Annotated in this window: 4 protein-coding genes; all 4 read right to left on the minus strand. The window is 71.3% G+C overall.

Annotated elements, in window-relative coordinates:
• Positions 1-4: 4 nt before the first annotated feature.
• The gene (locus ABT130_RS10685) at positions 5-1,231 is read right to left on the minus strand and encodes an MFS transporter (protein WP_350954609.1); all 1,227 of its coding nucleotides are present in this window, start codon (positions 1,229-1,231) and stop codon (positions 5-7) included.
• Positions 1,219-1,941 carry an aspartate/glutamate racemase family protein gene (locus ABT130_RS10690; RefSeq protein WP_350954621.1) on the minus strand — a complete coding sequence of 241 codons (723 nt, stop codon included), beginning with the start codon at positions 1,939-1,941 and terminating at the stop codon, positions 1,219-1,221. Before ABT130_RS10690 ends, ABT130_RS10685 begins: the two co-directional genes overlap by 13 nt.
• 52 nt (positions 1,942-1,993) lie before the next feature.
• Positions 1,994-9,247, minus strand: coding sequence for a non-ribosomal peptide synthetase (locus ABT130_RS10695; RefSeq protein ID WP_350954612.1), 7,254 nt, complete (start codon positions 9,245-9,247; stop codon positions 1,994-1,996).
• A gap of 2 nt (positions 9,248-9,249) precedes the next feature.
• A partial coding sequence (locus tag ABT130_RS10700) for a non-ribosomal peptide synthetase (RefSeq protein WP_350954615.1) occupies positions 9,250-10,205 on the minus strand: 956 nt, incomplete at its 5' end.

Raw genomic sequence — 10,205 nt, forward strand, 5'->3', positions numbered from 1 at the left:
CTCCCTATGTGTTGCGGCAGGCGGCGAACAGTCCCAGGCCGGCGACCGTGCCCAGAGCCGCGATGGCTCCCAGCACCGGCTCCACGCCGAGCGAGGCGAACCCAAGTCCGGCGAGCAGGACGCCGAGTGGTCCCGCGAGGGTGAGCGCGGTGATGTAGGCGGACATGGTGTGTGCCCGGACGGACTCCTCGACGCCCAGGGTCAGCAGAGTGGTCTTGGGGGCGACGGACATTCCGTTGGCGATCCCGGAGAGCGCGAGAACCGTGATCGCGATCCCGGCGGACGAGGTGACGGGCAGCGCCCACAGCGGCAGGCTCTGCGCGAGCGCTCCCCAGGCGACGAGCCGGCGCGCCGGGACCCGCAGGATGGCGGCGGCGGCGAGCAGGCAGCCGGTCAGGGCGCCCGCCCCCCAGGCGGCGAGAAACGCGCCCGTCAAGCCCGGTTCCTCCCCGTACCGGCTGATCACCAGCACCGGCAGCGCGACCTGCAGTGCCTGGAAGGCCAGCTCGCTCAGCACGCCGGTCAGCGTGACCGCACGCAGCAACGGATGCCCGGCTATGGCCGTCAGACCGGCCAGCAAGGGCGTCGCACGCCGGTCCTCCCCCGGCCGGCTCCTCGGGGAGGGCGGCAGGCTCACGGCCACCAGGACGAAGGAGAGCAGGAAGGTAAGCGCGTTGACGTACAGCACCGGCAGCGGCCCGATGAGCCCGATCAACGCTCCGCCGGCGGCCGAGCCGACCAGTACCGGAAGCCTCGCGGCGGCCTGAAGGAACGCGTTCGACACACCGACGCGCCGCTCGTCGGCCCCGGCGACCTGCGCCACGGCCACCCGCTGTGCGGCGTAGTAGGGAGCGAAGAACATGCCGAGCACGAACACCATGCCGAGCAGGATGGGGAAGGACAGCGCCCCCGAGACGTGCAGAAAGGGGATCGCGGCGACCAGTGGCGCCCGCGCCGCCTCGCACAGCAGCAGCGTCCCCCGTGCGCCGAGCCGGTCCACGAGACGCCCCGCCGGGATGCCGAACAGGGCGATCGGCAGCAGTTCGGCCGCCACCACCGCACCGGCCCGCACCGGCGACCCCGTCGTGACCAGGACGAACCAGGGCAGGGCGACCCAGGTCATCTGAGAGCCGGTGGAGGAGATCAGCTGGCCCGCCACCAGCGAGGCGACGATCGAGCCGCGCCCGCGCAGCGCGCCGTCCCGGGAGACTCCGGAGCTCAGCTCGGGCACGGAAGCTCCTCCCCGCCCCGCGGCGCGACCGGTTCCCACTGGGTGACGACCGTCCTGGCCAGCACGTCGGTGACGTCGAGCAGCGGGAGGCAGGCCATCGCCGGGGCCACGACCGACAGCTCGGTGCAGCCGAGGACGACGCAGTCGGCGTCGCCCGGCCAGGGACGTTCGCACAGCAGGTGGCTGAGGTGCTCGCGTAGCGCCTCCAGCGGTTCGCCCCGCTTCACCGCGTCGATGATGCCGTCCACCTGCCGCTGCCCCTGGTCTGTCGGATACCGCGCCTTCATCGGTTCCGGAAGGTGCGGCTCGTACAGCCCGAGCCGCCGGGTCGCCACCGTGGCGAGCAGTACCGGGCGCGCGCAGCCGAGGCCTGTCAATGCCTCTCCCACCCTGGCCAGCAGGTCGAGCACGGGAACCGCCACCTCGTCGGCGAGTCGGCTCCGGTAGGCGTGGGTCGTGGCGGACGGGACCGCGATGGTGTCGGCGCCGCTCAGAACGAGGGCCCGCGCGGCTCTCCGCAGTGCGGGCAGGGGGCTCGGGCCGCCGTGGATCAGGTGCCGCACCCTGCTGGGAATCCGTTCGGAGACCATCACGACCGGCAGGTGATCCTCGTCGCGCACGGCCGGCGAGAGCTGGATGAGCCTCTGGTAGAAGTGGGCTCCGGCCAGCGGCCCGACGCCCCCGATGATGCCCAGTCGTGTGATGGCGATGACGTTGTCCTCTCTGTCGGTTCTGCCGGTCGTACGCGACCGCCGTAGCCGGTCATCGGGGGGCGGTCATCGGAGGACGGTCCTCGGGGGAGGCGACCTCCAGTGCCGACGCGATCCGCTCGGCGAGGGTCTTGGCATAGGGAGGCAGCACGAGATCGTGATGGTTGCCGGGGAGGCCGACGAGGTGGAGGTCTCCGGTCGTGCGCTCGCCCCAGCTGAGGGGGTCGACCCTGGGGTTCGTCAGGGTGGGATGCAGGTCGGAGGCCTTGAACAGGTGGATGTCGGCGGCGATCCTGCCGTCTCGCCGGTACCGGTCGGCCGCCTCGCCGTTGGCCGTGAACACCGCGACCATGCGGCGCATCGTCTCGGTGGTCGCCCTGCGCGGCAGGTGGCCCCTGGCATGGGCGTCACGCAGCAGCACCTCAAGGACCTCGCGCTCGTCGCGGTCCCTGATCTCCTGGCCGGAGATCCCCGCGACGATGCCGTAGCGCGCGATGGCGTTCTCCGCCCGGTACCAGTCGTCGATCTCGTCGACCCCGAAGGCCCGCGCGTCGATGATCCCCAGGAAGCCGACCTCCTCCCCCGCCTCCTCCAACAGGGCGGCCATCTCAAAGGCCACGTTCCCTCCGAACGACCATCCGGCCAGCAGGTACGGACCGTGCGGGGCCAGGGAACGGATCTCCGCCAGGTAACGCGCGGCCATCTCCCCGATGTCGCCCAGCGGGGTATCGGGCGTGTTGTATCCGACCGCCTCGATCCCGTACGCGTTCACCCGTCCCCGTAGTTCCCTGGCCAGGTGGAGGTAGGAGCAGACGTCGCCGGACTGCGGATGGACAAGGAACAGCGCCGGACGCCCCGGCATGCTCTCGTTCAGCGGCACCACCAGCCGCCGTCCGACGGCGGAAAGGTCGCCCTCGTCGGCCATCAGGCCGCAGAGCCGCTCCACGGTCGGACGGGTGAACAGCGTGTTGAGGGGGAGCAGCACTCCGAGATCGCGATGGATCGCGTCGACGAGTTCGACCGCCTTGAGGGAGTGGCCGCCCAGCGCGAAGAAGTCGTCGGTCACGCCGACCGGTTCGCGGCCGAGGACCCGCTCCCAGATCCTGACCATGTTCAGCTCCAGCAGGTCGCGGGGAGGCAGACCTGGCTCGTGGCGCCGCTCCGGAGGTCGCAGCGCGCCCCTGTCGACCTTTCCGGTGCTGGTCAGCGGGAGGCTCTCCATCACCACCATCGTCGAGGGCAGCATCTGGCTGGGCAGCGACAGCGCGAGGTCGTCCCGTACGGCGGCGACGTCGATCGAGGATCCGCCCGGCACGAGGTATCCGACGAGTTCCCGCTCGGCCCCCTCCCCGTGGGCGGTCACCGCGGCCGCGGCGACGGCCGGGTGGCGCAGCAGCGCGGCCTCGACCTCTCCGGGCTCCACCCGGACACCTCTGATCTTGACCTGGTCGTCCTTCCTGCCGTGGAAGATCAGGTCCCCGTCCGGCAGCCACCGCACCAGATCACCGGTACGGAACATCCTGCTGCCCGGCACGCCGTAGGGGTCGGGGACGAAGCGTTCCGCGGTTCGCGACGGATCGCCGGCGTACCCCCTGGCCAGGCCGGGCGAGGCGATGTGGAGCTCGCCCACCGCTCCGGCCGGGAGGGGTTCCAGCTCGGGGCCCAGGACGTAGCAGCGGGTGTTGGCGATGGGGCGGCCCACCGGGATCCGCGATGCCTCCGCGTCGGAGCGGGCGACGTGGTGGAAGGTGGAGGTCATCGTGCACTCGGTCGGCCCGTAGAGGTTCACCAGCCGCAGCCCGCCTCCCAGCCGCCGAGCCTGCGACACGTGGGCGGGGGTGAGCGGCTCACCGCTGACCAGGCCGAGACGGAGGGTACCCGTGTCGGCGTCGGCCGATCGCGCGGCCGTGCTCAGCGCCGAGAGCATCGACGGGACCATGGACAGCAGACTCGTCACGCCGTACCCGGCGATCGCCGACAGGACGGCGTAGGGGTCCTCGGCCACATTGTGGGGCACCAGCACGGTGCGAGCTCCCACCGTCAGCGGTCCCAGGATGTCGCGGATGGAGGCGTCGAAACCCGGGGCCGCGAGTTGCAGGACCACGTCGTCGCCGGTGAGCCCGTAGGCCGTGGCCAGATGGCCCAGGTAGTTGACGACGCCCCTGTGGGTCAGCGCCACCCCCTTTGGCTGCCCGGTGGAACCGGAGGTGTAGTACAGGGCCGCGAGGTTGTCGGGATGGTTGAGCGAGTCCAGCCGCTCAGCGGAAAGTTCCCCGACCGCCTCCCACTCCCTGTCGAGTGCCAGCACCGGTAGTCCCGCTCCTCCGGTGCCGTCGCGCTCGCCCGTCCCGGTGACCAGCACCCGCGCCCCGCTGCTAGCGATCATGAACTCCCGGCGGTGGAGCGGGTGGCCGACGGGCACCGGCACATGGACCCCTCCCGCCTTGAGCACCCCGAGCATGGCGACGGCCAGCCCCGCGGACCGTTCGACGGAGACGGCGACCGCGATCTCGGGGCCGACCCCGTGGTTGCGAAGCCAGCGCGCCACCTGGTTGGAGCGCCGGTCCAGTTCCGCGTATGTGAGGTCACCATGGGGGTCCACGACGGCGACGGCCTCGGGAGAGCGCCTGACCTGCTCGGCGATCAGGTCGTGCGGGCAGGAGGCGACGGTGAACCGCACGTCCGTGTCGTTCCATTCGCGCAGGACCCGCCGCCGCTCGTCCTGCGGCAGGAGCTCCAGGTTTGAGATGGGTTCGTCGGGAGCGGAGGCGACGGCCTCCAGCAACCGAACGTAGCCGTCCATCAGCCGCTGCACCGTGTCGCGTTCGAACAGGTCGGTGGAGAAGACCGCCGACCCGGAGAGCCCGTCCGGGCGGTCGGACATCGTCACGCTCAGGTCGAACTTCGAGGTGCCGCTTCCCACCGAGATCGAGGATGCCTCGATCCCCGGCAGCCGAACGGTGGCCGTGTCATCGTCCTCCACGGCGAACATGATCTGAAAGAGGGGATTGCGGCTCAGATCACGCTCGGGCCGCAACTCCTCCACCAACCGCTCGAACGGAACATCCTGATGCGCGAACGCCTCCACCACCACCCGACGAACCCGCTCCAGCAACCCACCAAAACTCACACCCCCCGACACATCCATCCGCAACACCAACGTATTCACAAAACACCCGATCAACCCCTCCCACTCCGCACGCCCCCGCCCCGCCACCGGACTACCCACCACCACATCCCGCTGCCCCCCATAACGCCCCACCACCGCCTGAAAACCCGCCAGCAACACCATGAACAACGTCACCCCACGCCCCCGCGCCAACCCCCGCAACCGCCCGGCCCCCGCCTCGGAAACCGAGAAACACACCGCCCCACCACGCCCCGGACGCGCCCCCGGCCGCACCCGATCACCCGGCAACCCCCCATCCCCCACCCCCGCCAACCGCTCCCGCCAATACCCCACCTGCGCCCCCACATCCACACCCCCACCACACCGCTGCCACCACGCGTAATCCCCGTACTGCACCCCCAACACCGGCAACACCCCACCCCCATACACCACCGACAACTCCGACCACAACACCCCCAACGACCACCCATCCACCGCGATGTGATGCACCACCACGGCAAGGATGTGGTCGTCGTCTGACAGCCGCACCAGCCGGGCACGGATCGGCGGCGCCTCGGAGAGGTCGAAGGGAAGACCCGCCTCCCGCTCGGCGAGCCGCAACGCCTCGGTCTCGGCGGCCCCGGGGGGCAGCATGGAGAGGTCGGTGAACCCGATCGAGAACGCCGGCTCGGGAACCGGTATCTGCACCGGGCCCGCCTCGGTGGAGACGAACCTGGACCGCAGCACCTCGTGGCGTAGGACCACCTGGGTGAGCGCGCCGGTCAGGGCGTCCCGGTCCAGCGGTCCTCGCAGCCGCAGCACGGAGGGGACGTTGTAGTCGGCCTGGCCGGGACGGAGCCGGTCCAGGAAGAGCAGACGCTCCTGCGCCGACGACAACGGCGCCGGTGTGCTCGCGGGACGCGGCGGGACGGACGGAGCGGCGGGGGCCGCCGAGCGTACGGCCTCCGCCAGGCGGGCCACCGTGCGGTGCCGGAAGACCTCGCGCAGCGGAAGCTCCACACCGGCGGCGATCCGCAGGCGAGCGACGACCTGCGCGGCGCGCAGCGAGTGGCCGCCCAGCGCGAAGAAGTCGTCGTGGACACCGACGCGCTCCCGTCCCAGGACCTCGGCCCACGTCCCGGCGACCACCCGCTCGGTCTCGTCACGGGGTTCCACGAAGGGGGCGTGCCCGGCGGAGTCCGCCCCGCCCGGTTCGGGCAGGGCCCCGCGGTCCACCTTGCCGTTCGGGGTCAGCGGCAGTGCCTCCACCTCGACCAGCACCGAGGGCACCATGTAGTCGGGAAGCGTCTCAGCCAGGTGGTCACGGATCCCACCCGGGTCGGCACCTGCCTGACCGGGCACGAAATAGCCGACCAGCTGGGCCTCCACCCCGCTTCCTCGAACCGCGGCGGCGGCCGCGGCCACACCGGGGTGACCCGCGACGGCCGCCTCCACCTCCCCGATCTCGACCCGATGGCCACGGATCTTCACCTGGTCGTCGGCGCGCCCGACGAACTCCACGGTCCCGTCCGACCGCCATCTCGCGAGATCTCCAGTGCGGTACAGCCGTCCCCCCGCGCCGAACGGATCGGGCACGAACCGCTCGGCGGTGAGCGCCGGGCGCCGCCAGTACCCCCTGGCCACTCCGGAGCCACCGATGAACATCTCCCCCACGGCACCGATCGGGACCGGGCACATCTCCTCGTCCAGGAGGTGGATCCTGGTGTTGGCGATCGGCCTCCCGATGGGGGTCGAACGCTCCCCGGCGACCGGGCCGACGAGGTGCGCGGCCGACCAGATCGTGCTCTCGGTGGGACCGTAGAGGTTCCACAGCACCGGCACCCTGCTCAAGAGCCGCCGGGCGAGCACGGGAGTCAGCGCCTCTCCCCCGCACACCGCGCGCAGCGGGGCTCCCTCCCATCCTGCGGTGAGGAGCAGGTGCCAGGTGGCGGGGGTGGCCTGGAGCAGGGTGACCCCCCGCCGCGCAAGCGCGGCACCGAGCAGGACACCGTCGCCGGCGGTCTCCCGGTCCAGCACGGTGACGGTGGCGCCGCAGGTGAGCGGCACCAGCAGCTCCAGCACGGCTATGTCGAACGACAGCGTGGTGATGGCGCACACGGTGTCGTCGGCCCCCATCCCGAGGCGCTCCACCATGTCCACCGCGAAGTTGGAGACGCCGCCGTGGGGGACCATGACGCCCTTGGGCCTGCCGGTGGAACCCGAGGTGTAGATGAGGTAGGCCAGATCATCCGCCGTGACCGGCCCGGCGGTGTCGGCGAGCGGCTGCTCGGCCTCCTCGGGAAGGGGGCCGCCGCCGTCGAGGAGGATCGTCCTCTCCGGCTCCACGGAGCCGAGACCCGCGGCGAGCGACCGCTGGGTCAGCACCAGCTGCGCCCCGCTGTCGTCGATCATGAATCGTGTCCGGTCGGGCGGGTACGACGGATCCACCGGCACGTAGGCCGCCCCCGATCTGAGCACCCCCAGGAGCGCCACCGGCAGCTCCGCCGAACGCTCCAGGCAGACGGCGACGCGGGTCCCCGCCCGCGCGCCGCGAGCGCGGAGCACGCGCATGAGACGCGTCGAGCGCTCGTCCAGCTCGGCGTAGCTGAGCGAGCGCCGCCCGTCGGTCACCGCCACCCTGCCGGGGGTGCGCAGGGCCTGCCTGCGGATCATGTCGTGCACGGTGTCCGGATGCCCAGCGCCGGTCGTGCCGCTCCACTCCTCCACCAGCAGCCGTCGCTCGTCGGGATCGAGCAACTGGAGTTCGGACAGCGGACGGTCGGGCTCGGCGGACACCGCCTCCAGCAGCGACAGGTAGGAGCGAGTGATCCGTTCCGCAGTCGCGTGGTCGAAGAGATCCGTGGCGTAGACGAGAACGCCCTCCAGCGAGTCCTGCCGTTCGACGAGCGTCATGCTCAGGTCGAACTTCGAGGTGCCGCCGCCGAGCGGGACGTGTTCCGCGGTGGTTCCGGGGAGCCGCAGCGGAGCGGTCTCGTCCTGATCCAGGTTGAACATGATCTGGAAGAGGGGATTGCGACTCAGATCACGCTCGGGCCGCAACTCCTCCACCAACCGCTCGAACGGAACATCCTGATGCGCGAACGCCTCCACCACCACCCGACGAACCCGCTCCAGCAACCCACCAAAACTCACACCCCCCGACATATCCATCCGCAACACCAACGTATTCACAAAACACCCGATCAACCCCTCCCACTCCGCACGCCCCCGCCCCGCCACCGGACTACCCACCACCACATCCCGCTGCCCCCCATAACGCCCCACCACCGCCTGAAAACCCGCCAGCAACACCATGAACAACGTCACCCCACGCCCCCGCGCCAACCCCCGCAACCGCCCGGCCACCACCTCGGAAACCGAGAAACACACCTCCCCACCACGCCCCGAACGCACCCCGGGCCGCCCCCGATCCCCCGGCAACCCCCCATCCCCCACCCCCGCCAACCGCTCCCGCCAATACCCCACCTGCGCCCCCACATCCACACCCCCACCACACCGCTGCCACCACGCGTAATCCCCGTACTGCACCCCCAACACCGGCAACACCCCACCCCCGTACACCACCGACAACTCCGACCACAACACCCCCAACGACCACCCATCCACCGCGATGTGATGCACCACCACGAGCAGCAGGTGGTGGTCCGGGGCGAGCCGGATCAGGGTGACGCGCATGATCGGCCCGTTGGCCAGGTCGATCGGCCGCCGCGCCGCCGCCCGTGCCAGGGCCATCGCCGCCCGCTCCCGATGGGAGGGCGGTTCGGCGTGCAGGTCCTCCGTGGTGATCCGGACGGGCGCGCTGGGCAGCACCCGGGGCCTGAGGGAGCCCTCCTCATCCGCGTACACGGTTCTCAGCACCTCGTGCCGGTCGACGACCGCGGTCAGCCCTCTCTCCAGCGCGTCCAGATCCAGAGCCCCGCGGAGCCGTACGAGCTGGTGGACGTTGTACTCGGTGGAGTCGACGGCGAGCCGGTCGAGCAGCCAGAGGCGTTCCTGGGCGAACGAGGGCACGAGACGTTCCGGCCTCTCCCCGGGCGGCGGGCCTGACGGCGTACCGGCGCCCAGGCGGTTCCGTGCCGCGCGCAGGCGCTGTGACAGCGCGTCCCCGCCAAAGGCGCGCGCCGGCCCGGTGCGGGAGTTCCGGCCGGCACCGTGGAGTTTCCCCTGCTCGGACATGCCTATCTCCTCTCGGGGGTCGCGCCCGTGGTCTCCGCGGCGGCGATGTCGGCCGCCAGCTCGGTTTCGACCGCCTTCGCCAGCGCGGCGAGGCGGGGGTGTTCGAAGATCAGACTCAGTGGGAGTTCGATGTCCAGGGCTCTGCGGAGCCTGGTGACGACGCGGACCGCCGACAGCGAGTGGCCTCCGAGAGCGAAGAAACTGTCATGGACGTCCAGGTCCGCGCGGTCGAGCACCTCCGCCCAGACCTCCGCGACGAGCTGTTCCGCCTCGGTGCGGGGTGGGACGACCTCCCGCGGCGAGGCCTCCCCTGCCGCCGGCGCGGGCAGGGCGCCCCGATCGACCTTCCCGCTCGCGGTGAGCGGTAGTACGTCGAGTACGTCGTAGGAGGCAGGGACCATGGAGAGCGGCAACCGGACGGCGAGAAACTCCCGCAGCGCCTCCGGTTCGGGCCGCCGGTCACCGGCGGGGGTGAGGTAGGCGACCGGCACCCGGTCGTCGGTCCCCCGCTGCCAGACGGTGACGACCGCCTCCGCCACCTCGGGGTGGAGGCGGAGCGTCTGCTCGATCTCGCCCAGCTCGATCCGGATCCCCCGGATCTTGACCTGGTGGTCCTGTCTTCCGAGGAACACGATCTCGTCGTCGGCCCGCCTGAGGCCCCGGTCCCCGGTCCGGTAGAGCCGCCCGCCAAAGGAGAAGGGGTCCGGCACGAAGGATTCGGCGGTCCTGCGGGGATCGCACCAGTAGCACCTGGCCAGCCCCACCCCGCCGAGGTAGAGGTCGCCCGCCACTCCGGCAGGGAGCGGTCGCATGTCGGCGTCCAGCACGTGTACCCGGTTGTTCGAGATCGGCCGCCCCACGGGAACCTCCCGGCGGGCCCCGTCGTCGGACACGCAGGCGTGCTCCGTGGAGTCGATCGAGACCTCGGTCGCCCCCCACTGGTTGTGCAGCCCGCAGC

The organism is Streptosporangium sp. NPDC001681 (assembly GCF_040298085.1).
Classification (GTDB): Bacteria; Actinomycetota; Actinomycetes; order Streptosporangiales; family Streptosporangiaceae; genus Streptosporangium.